This window comes from Hafnia paralvei, from assembly GCF_020150375.1.
Classification (GTDB): Bacteria; Pseudomonadota; Gammaproteobacteria; order Enterobacterales; family Enterobacteriaceae; genus Hafnia; species Hafnia paralvei.
On record NZ_CP083737.1, the window covers coordinates 1,709,066 to 1,724,441 of the forward strand.

Below are 15,376 nucleotides of genomic sequence, written 5' to 3' on the forward strand. Positions count from 1 at the left end.
AGAAAAACCTTGTTTATAAGTTTGCAAATTCAGTCTTTAGCTTGTGGCGACACGTTACCCGCGCCGCGTTTTCTAGGCAAGAGGCGGAGATAAAAAAGCAGAAATATTTGGCTTAAAAAGCCGGAGCGAGTGCTCCGGCATCAGAGTTTTTGATGAGTTATTGATAAACTGGTAACAAGTTGAGTAGCGACAGAATATGAGCAACGGCGTTAATGAGGCCAAAAGCAATAATGAATAGAATCATTGCTGAGCCCCCCGGTGCTCGATAAGTTGCTTTAGGGAAGCGCTTACGGCTGGCGCGTGCCATCATTGCAGGCACAATAACGGCCCAAATGGTAGCGGCTAAGCCTGCAAAACCGATGGCATAGAGGAAGCCATTTGGGAAAGCGAGAGCGCCAATTGTCGGGGGAACAAAGGTAACCAACGCTGCTTTGGTTCGCCCTGTACGGGTATCGTCAAACTTAAAGAAGTCAGAGATAAAGTCGAACAACCCTAAGGAAACCCCCAAGAAAGAGCTTGCCAGCGCCATGTAAGAGAACGCATTCAGTAGCTGATTCACAATGTTGCTGCTGGCTACGTTACCCATTTGCTTAAGCAAACTACCGATGTTCCCACCTTCTGAGATGATTTGTTGGAATGCTGCTCGGGTAATATTGCCTTGAATCACATACTGCCAAAAGATGTAAATCGTTAATGCGATCAGGGTGCCCATAAACAGGCTGCGCACCACCGATTTTGCATCTTTATGGTAGTACTTCACTAGACCAGGAACATTGCCATGATAGCCAAACGAGGTGAGTAGATAAGGCAACGAAGCTAGCGCATAAGGCAGGTAGCTGGCTTTATCATCACTGCTATTAAACAAGACTGATGCGTTGACATGGGTAAACATATCGCCGGTTGAAAGCAGGAACGTAATGACCATCCCGCCAATCAGAATCGTGCTCAAGCGATCCACCGCGCGGGTGGATAACCACACAATAAAAGCAACAATGATGGCGAAAACCAAGCCTGCAGCCGTTTGTCCCACGCCAAAGTAAGGCTCCAGCGTATGGGTAATAATCGAACCGCCCGCAGAAATATAGGCGTAGGTCAGAATATACAAAACAAACGTAATCGATAACCCGTTCAGTGAGTTCCAGCCTTTACCTAGCAAATCGCCAACCATGGTGTGGAAGCTAGCCCCGGCAGGATAGTTTAGGTTAGCTTCTAAGATCATTAGGCCAGAAATATACATACAGGCCCAGGTATAGATCAGCAGCAAGACGGAACCCGTAAACCAGACTCCTGCGGTGACCACCGGAATAGAAAACATTCCCGCGCCTACGGCGGTTCCGGCAATAATCATCGCGCCCCCAAGGACTGACGGGCGGCGTATTGTTTGAGTCAAGGTATTCTCCATCGTCATGCTTTGCTCCTGATTAGCGGCATGCTAATTCTTGTGTACTAGCTCAATGGTACGCAGTGTTTGCAGAGAAGTAAACAGCGTTATTGCATTAGAGGCGAAAGAATTAGCTGAATATCCTGTTATTCCATACGAGCGTGGGTCAAATCTGCGCCATCCTAATCAGCACGGCTAGAATAATTCTTAAGACATGATATGGGCGTCTGTGTGCTGGAAAATTAAGCGACGTGACGACGTTTTAGCAATCAGAATGGGAGAGGCTAACTATCTCTGCAAATCGGTTTAAAAACCTGTATAAGAGTTAGGCGGATTGTCCGCGCGCTGATCCTGTCACAGCTATTTAAGACAGCCCACCGGAGATCCTCGATGGACTGCCGTTCCGACTGCGGAGCTTGCTGTATCGCTCCCTCAATCTCGAGTCCTATCCCTGGAATGCCGCAGGGTAAACCCGCCAATACGCGCTGTATTCAGCTTGACGATGATATGCGGTGCAAAATCTTTCTATCACCGTTGAGGCCAAGGGTGTGTGGTGGGCTTCAGGCCGCTGAAGATATGTGTTTTGGTCATCGCGATCAGGCGCTTATCTATCTCGTCAAATTAGAACAAGAGACTGCGCCTGATATAGTTTAAATAGCTTTACGGATATATTTATCTTGGCTGGATAAAAAATAAGTCAGAGATAGCATAAACAAAAAGAGGATTATTTGACTATATTCTCTTATTGGATGTTCTACGTTGAAATTATTTAAGGCTAAAAATAAAGTTATCCCTGTTGATATAGCAACGACTACTCTTGTCGGGAGATAACAAATAATAAAAATGAGTATGCTGAATAATAGGCAAGAACCCAACTCACCGATACCGGTAAAATCTCTGCCACTGATATGACGGGCATGCTGACGAAAAATACCCTCGTATATAGGTTCTTTCATAAAGTATGACACGAAAGTGAGTATAACCATTCCTATTGATAATAACGTTTTAAACATAAGATATTTTAACAAATCCATATTAACATCCGTTGTCATTCATAAAGACGCTTAGGGCAATACAGCAATGGTCAGCCCTACTGTTAGCCTTACTGTAAACCGCTATTGTGAATTCCCCGTGAAGTCACCCTTCAATATGATTTATTTTCGCTGTAATCTCAGTTGCCGCACGTTAAACTTTCGCCGTTTGTGATATGTTTAAAAATCGTGACTTCAGGGATGGGTTAGATCTCCGCATGAAACGTATTGATAAAATTTGCCAAGAGTTAGAACGCCTAACATCAAGCCTGAGTAAGAGTGATTTGCAAAAGGAGGTTGCATTTACCGCAGAAAGTATCGGTATTAACCTTGGGCTGGCTCGCAACTCAGTGAGCAAAGATCTTAACCAGCTGTGGAATGAGCAGCGCGTTATTAAAGTGAAAACCCGTCCGGTTTATTTTTTGCATCGTCAAACGATTGAGACGCTGCTCGATAGCCCTTTGCCTGACCATTTATCTGAGGTTCGTTTCGTCAGTGATTTGTTACCAGTGGAGCGCCAATCCACATCTAACGATCCTTTTGCCGCGCTTATCGGCTTTGACCGCAGTCTTAAGCTATCGGTGGAAAAAGGAAAAGCGGCGGTGCTGTATCCAAGCGGTTTGCATGTGTTGCTGACTGGTCCATCAGGGGTAGGGAAGACCTATTTTGCCGAATTGATGCACCAGTTTGCCTGCCAGCAAAGCGGTAATAGCACACTACCGATGGTCTATTTCAACTGTGCCGAATATGCACATAACCCAGAATTACTTTCCTCACATCTTTTTGGCCATCGTCAAGGGGCATTCACCGGCGCGAACAGTGACAAAGTCGGTCTAATTGAACAGGCAGACGGCGGCTATCTATTATTAGATGAAATTCATCGACTTCCCTACGAAGGGCAAGAAAAACTATTTGCTCTGTTGGACAAAGGTGAGTTTAGAGCGCTGGGATCCAGCCATAAAGCGCAAACGGTAAACGTGCGATTGATTTGTGCCACGACCGAGCCGGTCAATTCCACGTTGTTACGTACTTTCCAGCGCCGTATTCAGGTTAGTATTGATCTACCCGCTTTGCGCGAGCGTTCGATGGAAGAGCAGATTGAGCTGATTACCGGATTCCTGCATCAGGAAAGTCGCAAAATTAGCCGAACGATAAGAATCGATAAAGCGTTGCTTCTATGGCTGCTAGAGAAGCCGCTGGAAGGAAATATCGGTCAGCTGAAAAGTGATATCCAATTCTTGTGTGCTCAAGGTTGGGCTGCAGGAATGGGGCAGCAAAATGATGTATTAACGCTGGATAAAAAACTGGTTGAACAGTCTGTGATGCCAAGCGCCGATCAGCGCCTGTTGGTTGACAGTATTTTTGGTCAACAGCAGTGGCTGGATATCAGTTCTCAAACGCTGTCTGCGTTTAAACCTTCGCTTGGGGTATCGGCGGGGCACGAGGATAGCGATTTATTCTATCGATTCCTCACGCGTGAATATGTCAACCTGCGTAATAGTAACGTTCCGCCACAGGAAACGTTGGCTATTTTGAAGAATAAGCTGCGTTCAATCTTCGAATATGGCTTGTATAGCCGTGATACTGCGGTAGTGGGCTACAGCGGCCAACTCGAACAACGTTTGTCTCTGCTGATTGGCTATGTAGAACAGGTGGTGGGTTTTGCTCTGCCAGAAAATATGGTTAACCATCTGCGTAAGCATTTTCTGACTTTACTAAGCTATGTGCAGCGCGGGCTTATTCCACAGCTTTACTCTTCAAGTCTGATCCTCGATCACTGCAAAAATGAATACGATAACGCGATGCAGTTATGCAGACGCATTGATGAAATATTTAATATTCAATGTCCTGCTACCGAAGTCGTGTATTTATGTATGTTCCTGAAAGAGTGTCGCCAATACCGTTGTCAGATAGATGACAGCCCTGAGTTAGGCGTCATTTTTGTTGCCCATGGCGCGACTACGGCAACGAGTATGGCGCAATATGTTAATCAGGTTTTAGAACGAGACCTGTTCACCGCCATTGATATGCCTTTTGAGCAGTCCATTCATGACACGTTAGAAGTGCTGACCAATATCATTCGCAGCCGTGGCTACCGGCGTTTAATTCTGATGGTTGATATCGGTTCTCTGGTGCATTTTGGCAGCACCATTAGCAAACTGTTTCAGTTTGATGTCCTGCTGCTACCAAACATGACATTAACCAGCCTGTTGGAAATCGGTCTTGATCTGACCTACGAGTCCAGCGATTTTGCGGCACTCACCGCTTTGATGAACGAGAAGCAAATACCTTGTCACTGGTGTTCACCTGAACAAGCGGGCGCGGGAAAAGTGCTGGTGGTTTCCTGTATTACAGGGATGGGGACGGCGGAAAAAATTCATAAAGTGCTATCAGAAAGTTTTGGTGAGTTGATGGCGCAGGATACGCGTTTGCTAATCCTTGATTACAACGAGGTACGTAGTCTGGAGCGTATTCAACAGGCACTGGCTCCGCATGAACGTTTAGTTGGGATTGTCGGCACTTTCCAACCGGGCTTGCCAGATATTCCGTTTATTTCTCTGGAAGAGATGTTTTCAGAACAAGGACCCGAACTGTTACTCAGCTTATTGAATCCTGACCTTAGCAGTATGGAGCGCAGGCTGGAAGTTGAGCGTAGTTCAATGCGTTTCATTAGTGCACTGACATTAGAAAGTATTATTAATCAAATTTCAGTCCTGAACCCTCGGCGCATTTTGCAAGAAATGGAGGGGGTACTGCAGCACATCTGTCAGATTTCAGACCTCAAACCTAGCCGTCAGGTGACACTACGTTTCCTGATCCACTGCTGCTGCATGGTCGAGCGTATCGTGATTAGCCGTAAACCGTTACAGATGGCGCTGAACACGCCGCAGGATCTCGACGTGAACGCGATGAGTGTCATCAAACAGGCATTTTTGCCTATTGAAGAGGCTTACGCGATTCGTTTATCTGACGCCGAATTTATTTATATCTACGAACTTCTCTACTGCTAGCCCGTATCCAGCGGGCTTTCCCCTGAGTGCCCCACATAAATTAGCCTACCGTGACACATTGCTGGCATGCGCTTTGCTATATCAGACATAGATAGTTTTTTATTTCTTTGACTGAATGCCAGGAGGCTCATTTTGTCTACCACCGCTTCAAACTCGGCCCATGCTGTACCGCAAATATTGCTGCTCACTCACGGCGGCTGGGGTAGCCAGCTGTGCGCCAGCCTAAGAATGGTTGCCGGAGATATTCAAGGTGTTACCGAAATCGCATTAATGCCGGTAGATACCTTTAGCGATTTTTTCCAACGTGTTGAACATGCCGTGAGCACGATGCCTGCGGGGTCGCTGATCCTAACTGATTTCATTGGTGGCACAACGTCAAACGTAGCGGCACGGTTAAGCGTTGATTATCCCATCGGCGTCGTCGCTGGGCTCAATGCATCGCTGCTGCTTCAGGCGTTAGAACTCCGTGAAAACGGTCCGCTGACGGAGAGTATCGACGAACTGGTTGAGGCAGGTCGTGAAAGCTGTCGCGATGTTGTGGCGCATATAAACGGACTACAGAACAACGCGTGAACCATTTAGTACACAGTATCTAAACTCAATAAATATAAAAGGAAAATCACATGGCTAGCATCGTTTTATGTCGTATTGACAGTCGTTTAATCCATGGTCAAGTCGTTACCAAGTGGGTAGGGCAATCGCAGGCAAATCGTATCGCAGTGGTGAGCGATGAATTAGACGCCGATCCTTTCATGAAAAATATTTATCTTATGGCTGCCCCACCAAGCATCAAAGTGGATTGCTATAGCAACAGCAGCTTCGCAGCGGCATGGAAAGAGAATCAGCTTGGTGAAGGTAAGGTTTTAGTGCTGTTCCCATCTTTAGTGGCGGTACAGGGTGCCGTTCATCAGGGATTTGATGTTCAGAGTATTCAAGTCGGTGGTTTAGGTGGTGGTCCAAGCCGTAAAGCCGTATTCCAAAATATTACGCTGGATGACAAGGACGTTGCGATTCTGGGCGATTTAAAAGATCACGGTATTAAAGTGTTCTTCCAAACCATCCCTGAAGATAAGCCTCAGTCATTAGAAGACATACTAAAAAAATATTAATCACCGTCTTGTACCAATTTGAGCTTACCCAGAGGAAATAACTATGGATACCTTGTTTATTGCCATCAGTATGGGGCTGTACTACTGGTTTGCCCGTTTACGCTTGGGCTATACCTTCTCAGGCATGTTAGTTCAGCCGATCGTTATCGCGGTGTTCGTTGGGCTTATTCTCGGCGACATGCAAACGTCGATGATCATCGGGGCCGGCATGCAGTTGGTTTATCTTGGTGTAACGTCAACGCCGGGTGGCAACGTCCCTTCAGACCCTGCATTAGCCGCGTGTATCGCTATTCCTATTGCTGTTCAGGCACATATGGAGCCGAATTTAGCCATTGCGTTGGCAATCCCGTTCGGCGTGATTGGGGTATTCCTCGATCAGTTGCGTCGTACTCTAAATGCTGCGTGGGTGCATATGGCCGATAAGTATGCCGAAGAGGCAAACACCGGTGGGATTATGCGCTGTGCCTTCTTATATCCGGCATTACTAGGATTAGTGTTGCGTTTTCCAGTGGTGTTTGGCGCCAACTATTTCGGCCAAAGTGTCGTGGAGAAATTCCTGGCGCTGATGCCGCACTGGCTGACTCACTCATTTGAAATTATGGGGGGCATTCTGCCTGCGTTAGGTTTTGCTATCACGATTATGGTTATCGGTAAGAAAAGCCTGTTGCCATGGTTTATCGGTGGTTTCTTCGCGGTGATTTATCTGAAGGTCGACATCATGGCTATGGCGATTTTCGGTACCTGCGTTGCGTTTTTGGTGAAAGGTTTGGCAAAGAATGAAGGAGCATCATCATGAGTGAATCCACCCAAGATATCATGCAACATGAACTGGTTGAACGTGCCCGCCATAGTTCGGCATTGACCAAAGGCGATATTACCAAAGCATGGTTTATTTATTGGCTCGGAGCCGAGGTTTCCAGTTCCTATGAGCGTTTACAAAGCCTGATTTTCTGCGCGTCAATGACGCCGATTATCAAAAAACTCTACCCAGAAAAAGAGGAGCGGGCAGAAGCGCTAAAACGCCACCTGAACTTCTTTAATACTGAACAGACCTTCGGTGCGGTTATCCAAGGTGTCGCCATCGCGATGGAAGAGCAAAAAACTCGCGGTGAACCTATCTCTGATGCGTCGATTACGGGGATTAAAACGGGTCTGATGGGACCGTTAGCTGGTATCGGTGACTCGGTGATTTGGGCTGCGGTCATGCCGCTTCTGATTGCCATTTTCATTCCGTTTGCTGCTAAGGGCAGCGCCTTCGGTGGGATCCTGCCGTTGATTCTCTACACCGGGATTACCTTGGCGGTGAGTTACGGTCTGGTACATAAAGGGTATACCTTGGGGCGCGACTCCATCATCACCTTACTACAAGGAGGGCGCATCAAAGAGCTTATCTATGGGGCCAATGTGTTAGGTCTCATCATGATGGGCGCGCTATCCGCCAGCTACGTTAAGATTACTTCTCCGCTAAAAATCAGTGCGTTGGAAGGTTCGGAGATAGTGGTACAGCAGATATTGGATTCTATCGCCCCTGGCCTATTGCCATTGGCCGCGGTGTTTTCTATCTACTTCTACCTAACCAAAAAAGGTCCTCGTTACACGACTATCCTGCTATCCGTCGTGGTGATTAGCGTGGTGTGTTCTCTGCTGGGTGTACTGTAAGGGGGGAAACTATGAGTCAAAATATTTATCAACGCCTAGGGCTTAAGCGAGTGATTAACGCCTGCGGAAAAATGACGATTTTGGGCGTATCGGCGGTTTCTCCTGAAGTCATGCAGGCAACGGCCGAAGCTGCGGGCTCCTTCGTTGAGATAGATAAACTCGTCGATAGAACTGGGCAGTTGGTTTCCACTCATACGGGGGCAGAAGACAGTTACATCACGTCATGCGCCTCCGCAGGGATTGCTATTGCGGTTGCGGCAGTGATTACACGCGGAGAGCCCGATCGTGTCGCCTTGATGCCGGATAGCTCCGGCATGGCAAACGAAGTTCTGATGCTGCGTGGACACAATATTGACTACGGTGCGCCAATCACTAGCGCTATCCGCTTAGGTGGCGGGCGCGTGGTTGAAGTTGGGCAAAGTAATCTTGCGGCGCGGTGGCAATTAGAGAAGACCATCAGTGAACGTACTGCCGCGTTGCTGTTCGTGAAATCACATCACAGCGTACAAAAGGGCATGCTCACCCTAGCCGATTTTGTCGAGGTCGCTAAAGCGCATCAGCTGCCGTTGATTGTTGATGCCGCCGCGGAAGAGGATCTGCGTTTATATGTATCGCAAGGTGCCGATCTGGTGATTTACAGCGGAGCGAAAGCGTTCAATGCGCCAACCTCAGGCTTTATTACTGGCAAGCGAGAGTGGATTGAGTGCTGTAAAGCCCAGCACCACGGCATTGCGCGAGCAATGAAGATCGGTAAGGAAAACATGGTTGGCTTGGTCAAGGCGCTGGAGTTATACGCCGAAGGTGCAGATAGCATGACGCCTGACGCATTGGCAACCACCGTGGATGCGATTTCCGCTTTGCATGGTTTTAGCGCGGAAATCGAGCAAGACGAAGCGGGGCGTGCAATTTGGCGTGTACAGGTGCGTGTTCATCCTGACGTCTTAGGGATAGACGCCCGTCAGGTGGAAGCTCTGCTCCGTACGGGCGATGTGGCTATCTATACTCGCCGCTATTTCTTGCACCAAGGTGTTTTCAGCATCGATCCACGCACTTTAGATCAAAGTGAGTTGGCGATGATCGTCGAAAGACTGGCACAGATCTCTGCGGAACAGGAAAATTGTCATGCAAAGCATTAAGTTTTATCGGGACCGCGTAGCTATTAATGTCTTAGCGAAAGATATTGATAATGCTCGCGCTATCTATGATGCAGCGGAAGGACACGCCGTGATTGGCGTACTTTCCGCACAGTTTGAAAATGTCGCTCAGGGTGTCACGGAAGTGAAACGCTGGATAGCGCAAGTTCCGTCAATTTCGGTAGGCCTTGGGGCTGGCGATCCGGCTCAGTTTTATAAAGCCGCAATGATCGCCGCTGCCACGGGCGCCGCTCATGTCAACCAAACCTTTACCGGCTGTGGTTTTGCAGCAGGCGCTTTGGCTCAGGCACAGCATCCACATACGCATATCAACGCATTAGTGAGCCCAACGGGCGATGTTGGAACGGTGCAAATATCGACCGGAGAGCTCAGTGCGGCAGGCGATAAAGCCCTTGTTTCCTGTGATAGCGCGGTAAACATGATGCTGGATATGGGAGCACATGCTGCGAAGTTTTTCCCAATGGGCGGCGAGCGGAGCTTGCCAGAGCTGAAAGCGTTGGCGGAAAGCGCAGCGCGTAACGGAATGACGCTCATTGAACCAACCGGCGGTATTGATTTAGAAAACTTTGGCATTATTTTACAGACCTGCTTGCGGGCGGGCGTAGCGCGAGTAATGCCACATGTTTATACGTCGATTATCGATCCGCAAAGTGGTGAAACGCGGCCTGAAGATATTAAAACATTGCTCGAAATCATTAAGTCTATTGTGTAGATAACGCTTGCTGACAAGGGGCTTTGGAAAGGGATTTCCAGAGCCCTATTTTTTATCGCTATAAAAAGTCATGCCTCTTTGATTTTCCACATACATACCACACCGACCAACAGCAAAATCAGTGAAACAAAAAACACGGCGTAGTAGTCCCAGAATTGGGCGATTAAGCCAGCAACAGAGCCTGCAAATATCCAGCCTGTACGCGTTGCTGTAGTAAACAGCGTGGTGGCCGACCCCGCTTGACCGGGCATCAAATCCTGAAAATAAAGCATGCCAATCCCTGCCAGAATGCCGATGAAAATCGCATTCAACAACTGTAGTGCCAGCAATGCCCAAGGCGAGATAAGAAATAGCAGACCCGCATAAAAGGCGAGCCCAGCCACTAATGCCACCAGCATTAAGAAGCGCTTGCCGAAACGTTTGGCGTAATAGCCGGCAATGAGCATCGTTGGAATCTCTAAACCCGCAGCCGTTCCCATCATGACGCCCGCCAGCTTATCCGGTAAATGCAGTTCGTGGATGATGTATAACGGCATGTTGATGAGGTACATGCTGTTGCAGGTCCACATCAGGGTGCATGCGGCAAACAGTAGCAAGGTATCACGGCGATTGCGGCGCGGGGCATCCAGTACGCCGGTGGTTCGTACGACGGCTTTAGGCATAGAAGGCAGGGTGTACCAGACAATCAGCCCGCAGACTAAAAATGTGGCCATCGCCGCCAGATACATAAACGGAAAGCCAAATCCTAGCGCCAATGCAAATGAAATCGGCGGGCCTATCACCCACGCCAGAGAAACTTGTGCACGCAGAATCGAGCTAAACATGACGGCTTCTTTGCCCGTTTTATCCGCATATTCACGCGCCAGAGCAAACATTTGAGGGTTAGCCGTGGATCCAAAGCTGGTCAGCATCACGCCGACGATGAGCAGTAAATAATAGTTTCGGTTATAGGCAAACAGCAGACAACCCGCCGCGCCAAGAATACAGCACAGCAGGATCAGCTTTTTACGATCGCCGGAGCGGTCAGAGCGTGCGGCTAAAAACTGACTAACAATAATCCCGATAATGGCGCTGCCGGTATAAAAGAGTCCCACCATGAAAGGGCTTTTAACCACCTCAGTGGATAGAAAAAGGCTCAGCGTTGGTGTTTGCAGCGCGCCAGCAATGCCGGTTAAAAAAGCCACAATTAAGAATGAGGTCGAGGTTAAATCCGGCAGACGGCGAAGGGCGGTCGAATACATACGCATAGGTTTATCAGGGACGTGTCAGAGGTGGACGAGTTGTTTCAGGCGGGGGATGTTACGCCTGAATATAAAAAATGAAAAGCTGTTTCAGCTGATACGATGTAAGAAAGTTGCACAAACTGTGCGGATTAAATAACGCTCAATAATGAATGGCGAGCGCTAAAAAATAGTCTGCGGCCAACATTCCATGCTTTTTCGCGGATGATGGCACATGATAGAAAGTCAGAAAAAACGGGGCCGAAGCCCCGTGGATATTAAGCGATATGACACATTACAAACTATGCGCCAGCAGGCACAGTATGAGCGGTGTTATTCAATACCGGTCCCTGATATTTTTCGATTTCAAGCTGAGCCATTTGTCCGCAGTTACCCTGCGCCAGACTGGATGAGCCGATATCGAAAGTCAGGCAGTTTACGTTACCATTTTTACACAGTGAGCCTGGCGTAGCAGGATCGGCAGGATCGAACCACGCACCTTCGCTGATACGGATAACACCTGGGCGTACGTCTTCGGTGACGACCGCACCGACCAGAATCTGGCCACGATCGTTAAATGCACGAACCAGATCGCCGTTGCTGATGCCGCGAGATTTAGCATCTTCAGGATGAATCAAGATCGCTTCACGATCGGCGACGGCGTATTTCTTACGCAGCGGCGTGTTATCCAACTGAGAGTGCAGACGGTTAATCGGATGGGCGGTATTAAGCGACAGCGGATACTTCGCCGCTTCCGGACCTTTATACCATTCGTGCGGCGGCATCCAAGTTGGAATGCCTTTGCAATCCTCATAACCCATTTTCTCAATGGCATCAGAGTAGATTTCAATTTTACCCGATGGTGTCCCTAATGGATTCAATAGCGGGTTTTCGCGATAGTCTGCGAAGCGTACCCATTGTTTATTCGCCTCAGGAACAGGGAAGCGTACATAGTTGTTTGATTCCCAGAACATATCGAACGGCGGCAGAGCAACACGGGCTGCACGAGCCTGCGTTTTCATGTCGTCATACATGCCTTTCAGCCATTGAGTCTCATCTTTGCCTTCGGTAAACGCGTCTAGTACGCCCAGTTTTTCAGAGATACCGGCGAAAATATCGAAGTCGCTACGAGATTCAAACTGTGGCGGTACGCACTGATGCATCGGGAACACATAGAGCTGTGAATAGTCACCGCCCATTTCCAGATCGTTACGCTCGTAGCTCGTTGTGGTTGGGAAAACGATATCAGCATGCTTGGCCGTCGCTGTCCAATAAGGCTCGTTTACCACAATGGTTTCAGGTTTTTGGAAAGCTTTGACCAGTGAGTTCGTGTCCTGATGCTGGTGGAAGGTGTTGCCGCCTGCCACATAAACCATTTTCACATCAGGGTAGGTAACCTGAGCCCCGTTGAAATTAATGGTTTTCCCCGGATTCATCAGACACTCGGCAATACGAGCGACAGGAATTGGCGTTGGTGTATTCTTCGGTGAGTTACCCGCAGAGATACCGGCTAAAATCCCACCTTTAGCGGTTGGGCTACCGCCGGAAGAGTAATGATAGCTAAAGCCAAAACCACCGCCAGGCAGACCTATTTGCCCCAACATGGAAGCAACGGTCACGAGCATCCAGTGTTGTTGCTCACCGTGATGCTGACGCTGGATCCCCCAGCCCCCCATGATCATGGTGCGATTTTTCGCCATATCGCGTGCTAGCTGACGCAATGTTTCAGCGTCCACGCCGCTGATTTCTGCCGCCCAATTCGCATCTTTAACAATACCGTCGTCCTGACCCATTAGATAAGCTTCGAATTTATCAAAACCAACGGTATAGGTATTCAGGAAGTCTTGGTTATGCAGTTTTTCAGTCAGCAATGTGTGGGCAATACCGATCAGCATGGCAGTGTCGGTATAAGGGCGTGGTGCAATCCATTGAGCGTTAACGAATTTAGCGCTGTCGTTATGCACAGGATCGATGCTAATGACGCGCGTGCCTTTCTTCTTCAAGGCTTCGAAGCCTGTTTGGCCTACGTGATCTGGAACGTTCCAGCTATTTTTTAAGGTGATCATCGGGTTACAACCCCACATCACCACTAACTGGGTATTTTCAATCACGTTAGGCCATGCGGTTTGTTGCTCATAAACTTCCATTGAGCCAACCACATGCGACATGATGACCTGTGCTGCGCCAGTAGAGTAGTCGCCCGCGTAGCCAAGGAAGCCGCCGCTGAGGTTCATCATTCGCTGGAGTAGGGTGCGGCTGTTGTGTAACATCCCGACACTTTTCCAGCCGTAAGAACCCGCATAAATAGACTGTGGGCCATGTTCTTTTTGCAGACGAGCAATCTGATCGCTTACCAGCGTCAGCGCTTTGTCCCAGCTAACGCGAACCCATTCGTCGCGGCCGCGTAACTCTGGCTGGCTATTGGATGGACCACCTTCTAACCAGCCTTTACGCACCATTGGGTACTTAATGCGGTTTTCAGCATGTACCTGATAAGGCGCCATCGTGATCAGCTCATTTGGGAACGGATCGTCGCTAATGGCTTTCACGTCGACCATTTTGCCATCTTTGACGATAGCTTCGAACGCGCCCCAGTGTGCTGCGGTGAGGATACCGGTCTGAGCCTGACGTAGCGCGGTAAACTGCGGAAGTGCTTTACTGATCGCTTCTGCCAAAGCGGACTTCGGCCAGAACCCAGCCAGCAGCGGCACACTTAATACGGCGCCTGCACCTGTCAGGAAGCGACGACGGCTTACCTGAAGTGGTTTTTGTTCGAAATCGCTAACGCTTTCAATGTGGGAGTTCAATTCTTTTTTCATTGTTATAGCTCCTTAAATCTTGTCCGGCTGATTGGCAGGCATATCACTGGCATGTTTCTGAACGTATTGCGTCAGAACGCGCAGTTGTTCCTGCGTCAGGGATGTACGTGGAGCCATACCTTTGACCACACCGATCCACTGGTTGGCATTAAAGCGATCGAGCGCCGTTAAGCCGTGGCAACCGGTACAGTTGGCAGACATCATGTCAGACGCGTAGCGCCAGATTTGCTGTTGATCGTCAACCAGCTGTTTCTTAGGCAACCAAACCTGCAGTGAAACTTGATGCCAAACCAAACCGGTTTCTGCATCTTTAACCGTACTCAGCGTTTTCAACTGCTTACGTGCATCTTCACCCAGCAGAACGCTGAGAATGCGTTTGCCTTGCGCCGCGTAGAAGACCTCGCTTACGCCGTCTTGCTGCCAGCCATTGACGTCAGCCAGAACGCGATCGCCTTGACGTTTCACCACTTTTACTTCGGTGGATGGCATCAGGTTACCGGCATTGTGCTGGGTTTCGTCTGCGCTGAGATAGAACGGTTCGGTAGCGATGGTATACAGCGTTGTCGCCGTGTCAGGGGTTTTGGCAGCAGCGTTAGCCAGTTCGCTGGCACCAGCAGCGGCTAAACCACTCATATCAGGTAAAATATGTGCAACGCCTTTATGGCAGTCGATACAGGTTTCGCCATTCTTGATAGCAACCGGATGCTGTTGGCGTGCTTCAGGTTTTTGAGCTGTCACATCCATTGCATCATAGCTGTGACATGAACGGCAGGTTGCAGAATCGTTTTTCTTCAAGGTATCCCACACGCTTTGCGCCATAGCGAGCTTATGGGCTTCATATTTTTCAGGTGTATCAATTTTACCAGTGACTTCGCCGTAGACGTCTTTCAACGCAGCAACTTTGGTCAATAGATAATCGATTGGCTGATGTGGAACGTGGCAGTCAGCACATTCAGCGCGGATGCCCTTGGTGTTTTGGAAATGGATGCTGCCCTGGTATTCGGCGAGAGGTTGTTCCATCGAGTGACAAGAAATACAGAATTCCGTATCACTGGTTTTATGCATGACGGTCGCGGTTCCTGCAAGGAGGGCTGCCCCGATGATGGCCCCCAGCAACAATAGCCACAGCCAGGCTCTGCTCCGGCGTTTACCGGGAGTCTGATATCGATTGCTCATAGTTTATTCCATATAATTATTAATATAGTCTTCTTGCCATAGTGTTTCTGCATAAATGAATTGATTTACTTTCAACACGCTAGAATGCAGAAACTGGCTAAGTA

At 48.7% G+C, this 15,376-nt stretch carries 13 protein-coding genes; 8 read left to right on the forward strand and 5 right to left on the reverse strand.

Going from position 1 to position 15,376, the window contains the following annotated elements; translation table 11 throughout:
- Positions 1–157: 157 nt before the first annotated feature.
- Positions 158–1,408 carry a tryptophan permease gene (gene mtr, locus K9N75_RS08105; RefSeq protein WP_008812923.1) on the reverse strand — a complete coding sequence of 417 codons (1,251 nt, stop codon included), beginning with the start codon at positions 1,406–1,408 and terminating at the stop codon, positions 158–160.
- 363 nt (positions 1,409–1,771) lie between these two features.
- On the opposite strand from mtr, the gene K9N75_RS08110 reads away from it, so the two are divergent.
- Positions 1,772–2,035, forward strand: a complete 264-nt coding sequence (locus tag K9N75_RS08110; protein ID WP_224452452.1) for a YkgJ family cysteine cluster protein — start codon at positions 1,772–1,774, stop codon at positions 2,033–2,035.
- On the opposite strand, the gene K9N75_RS08115 is transcribed toward K9N75_RS08110, so the two are convergent.
- Complete coding sequence (locus K9N75_RS08115) at positions 2,032–2,415, reverse strand: hypothetical protein (protein WP_096081021.1); 384 nt, start codon at positions 2,413–2,415, stop codon at positions 2,032–2,034. The genes K9N75_RS08110 and K9N75_RS08115 overlap by 4 nt on opposite strands.
- 215 nt (positions 2,416–2,630) lie before the next feature.
- Between K9N75_RS08115 and dagR the strand changes: the two genes are divergently transcribed.
- From dagR to dagF, 7 genes are all read left to right on the forward strand, one after another.
- Positions 2,631–5,423, forward strand: a complete 2,793-nt coding sequence (dagR, locus tag K9N75_RS08120) for a transcriptional regulator DagR (RefSeq protein ID WP_175320536.1) — start codon at positions 2,631–2,633, stop codon at positions 5,421–5,423.
- A gap of 132 nt (positions 5,424–5,555) precedes the next feature.
- Entirely contained in the window at positions 5,556–5,996 is a 441-nt protein-coding gene (locus K9N75_RS08125; RefSeq protein WP_008812926.1) for a PTS sugar transporter subunit IIA, read from the forward strand.
- Positions 5,997–6,046: 50 nt separating this feature from the next.
- Positions 6,047–6,532, forward strand: coding sequence for a PTS sugar transporter subunit IIB (locus tag K9N75_RS08130; protein WP_004095995.1), 486 nt, complete (start codon positions 6,047–6,049; stop codon positions 6,530–6,532).
- 43 nt (positions 6,533–6,575) lie between these two features.
- Positions 6,576–7,328, forward strand: a complete 753-nt coding sequence (locus K9N75_RS08135; RefSeq protein WP_008812927.1) for a PTS mannose/fructose/sorbose/N-acetylgalactosamine transporter subunit IIC — start codon at positions 6,576–6,578, stop codon at positions 7,326–7,328.
- A complete protein-coding gene (locus tag K9N75_RS08140; RefSeq protein WP_004095992.1) occupies positions 7,325–8,191 on the forward strand; it encodes a PTS system mannose/fructose/sorbose family transporter subunit IID in 867 nt (288 codons plus the stop codon). Before K9N75_RS08135 ends, K9N75_RS08140 begins: the two co-directional genes overlap by 4 nt.
- An 11-nt stretch (positions 8,192–8,202) precedes the next feature.
- Positions 8,203–9,327: a D-glucosaminate-6-phosphate ammonia lyase gene (gene dgaE / locus K9N75_RS08145; RefSeq protein WP_224452453.1), complete on the forward strand. Its 1,125-nt coding sequence runs from the start codon at positions 8,203–8,205 to the stop codon at positions 9,325–9,327.
- Positions 9,314–10,057, forward strand: a complete 744-nt coding sequence (gene dagF, locus K9N75_RS08150) for a 2-dehydro-3-deoxy-phosphogluconate aldolase (RefSeq protein ID WP_224452454.1) — start codon at positions 9,314–9,316, stop codon at positions 10,055–10,057. Before dgaE ends, dagF begins: the two co-directional genes overlap by 14 nt.
- A 68-nt stretch (positions 10,058–10,125) precedes the next feature.
- Here the strand turns inward: dagF and K9N75_RS08155 are convergent, their stop codons facing one another.
- From K9N75_RS08155 to K9N75_RS08165, 3 genes are all read right to left on the reverse strand, one after another.
- Positions 10,126–11,304 carry a sugar efflux transporter gene (locus tag K9N75_RS08155; RefSeq protein ID WP_008812930.1) on the reverse strand — a complete coding sequence of 393 codons (1,179 nt, stop codon included), beginning with the start codon at positions 11,302–11,304 and terminating at the stop codon, positions 10,126–10,128.
- Between the two features lie 275 nt (positions 11,305–11,579).
- On the reverse strand, positions 11,580–14,096 hold the full coding sequence (torA, locus tag K9N75_RS08160; RefSeq protein WP_008812931.1) for a trimethylamine-N-oxide reductase TorA: 2,517 nt from the start codon (positions 14,094–14,096) through the stop codon (positions 11,580–11,582).
- 12 nt (positions 14,097–14,108) lie between these two features.
- Positions 14,109–15,272, reverse strand: coding sequence for a NapC/NirT family cytochrome c (locus tag K9N75_RS08165; RefSeq protein WP_224452455.1), 1,164 nt, complete (start codon positions 15,270–15,272; stop codon positions 14,109–14,111).
- Positions 15,273–15,376: the final 104 nt, after the last annotated feature.

Coding starts and splice junctions, on each gene's coding strand:
- K9N75_RS08130 (WP_004095995.1), top strand. CDS start 6,047: ATGGCTAGCATCGTTTTATGTCGTATTGACAGTCGTTTAATCCATGGT.
- K9N75_RS08135 (WP_008812927.1), top strand. CDS start 6,576: ATGGATACCTTGTTTATTGCCATCAGTATGGGGCTGTACTACTGGTTT.
- dagR (WP_175320536.1), top strand. CDS start 2,631: ATGAAACGTATTGATAAAATTTGCCAAGAGTTAGAACGCCTAACATCA.
- dgaE (WP_224452453.1), top strand. CDS start 8,203: ATGAGTCAAAATATTTATCAACGCCTAGGGCTTAAGCGAGTGATTAAC.
- K9N75_RS08155 (WP_008812930.1), bottom strand. CDS start 11,304: ATGCGTATGTATTCGACCGCCCTTCGCCGTCTGCCGGATTTAACCTCG.
- mtr (WP_008812923.1), bottom strand. CDS start 1,408: ATGACGATGGAGAATACCTTGACTCAAACAATACGCCGCCCGTCAGTC.
- K9N75_RS08110 (WP_224452452.1), top strand. CDS start 1,772: ATGGACTGCCGTTCCGACTGCGGAGCTTGCTGTATCGCTCCCTCAATC.
- K9N75_RS08165 (WP_224452455.1), bottom strand. CDS start 15,272: ATGAGCAATCGATATCAGACTCCCGGTAAACGCCGGAGCAGAGCCTGG.
- torA (WP_008812931.1), bottom strand. CDS start 14,096: ATGAAAAAAGAATTGAACTCCCACATTGAAAGCGTTAGCGATTTCGAA.
- dagF (WP_224452454.1), top strand. CDS start 9,314: ATGCAAAGCATTAAGTTTTATCGGGACCGCGTAGCTATTAATGTCTTA.
- K9N75_RS08115 (WP_096081021.1), bottom strand. CDS start 2,415: ATGGATTTGTTAAAATATCTTATGTTTAAAACGTTATTATCAATAGGA.
- K9N75_RS08140 (WP_004095992.1), top strand. CDS start 7,325: ATGAGTGAATCCACCCAAGATATCATGCAACATGAACTGGTTGAACGT.